At 73.2% G+C, this 807-nt stretch carries 1 protein-coding gene; it reads left to right on the top strand.

Features of this window, described 5'->3' with window-relative positions; all coding sequences use genetic code 11:
• Positions 1–282, top strand: a 282-nt coding sequence (locus KBX39_RS32265; RefSeq protein ID WP_210874215.1) for an aldo/keto reductase, incomplete at its 5' end; no start/stop codon positions are given.
• Positions 283–807 lie beyond the last annotated feature (525 nt).

Genomic DNA, 807 nt, shown 5'->3' with positions numbered 1-807 from the left:
CAGCCGCTCGGCGTACCGGCCGGTAGCCGGCTGGCCGGCGGCGGCCGGTACGCCGAGCGGCTGGCCGCCGCGCGCTGGGACGTCATCGAGGCGATCGATGCGTACGCGGCCGAGCGCGGCATCAGCATGCTGCACGTGGCCATCGGCGGCCTGGCGGCCCGTCCCGCGGTGACGTCCGTGATCGCCGGCGCCACCACTCCCGACCAGGTGAAGGCGAACGCCGAAGCCGGCACGTGGCAGCCGTCCGACGAGGACCTGGCCGCCTTGGACGCCATCCTCTGACTGTCCGCGCTCGCGCGCTCGGGCTTGCACGTCGGGCGTGTGCTGGCGCGCTCGGGTTTGCACGTCGGGGCGTGTGCTCGTGTGTCGGGTGTGTGCGTCGGGGCGTGTGCTCACCCGTTTGGGCCTGCGCACACCGGGCTGCCCGCGCGCTCAGCTCACCCACGCGTTCGGCTCCGCCCGCACGTGGACTGTGCGCCCTCGGTTGGGGGCGCGCCGGCGCGGCCTGCGCCCCATCAAGGCTCGCCCACGCGTCAGCCACCCATGGCGTGCCACCCAGAGGCAGCGCTCACGACGAGTGGAACACCATGGGTGTCATAAGGGCCTTGAGACACCCATGGCGTTCCACTCGGGGCTGGATCTGGCGACGAGTGGAACGCGATGGGTGTTTGCGGGCGGGCCTCTGACGCGCGTGGTGTCTCGGGCGGCTCGACGGGTGGCGAGCCGGGGACCCAACGGGTGGCGGGCGGCGAAATGGGGGCCCGGTGGGTGGTGGGTGGTCCGGTGGGTGGTAGGTGGCGAAATGGG

Origin of the sequence: Micromonospora sp. D75 (genome assembly GCF_018070405.1) — a bacterium.
GTDB lineage: Bacteria > Actinomycetota > Actinomycetes > Mycobacteriales > Micromonosporaceae > Micromonospora > Micromonospora chalcea.
This window is presented reverse-complemented; position numbering and strand designations above follow the sequence as displayed.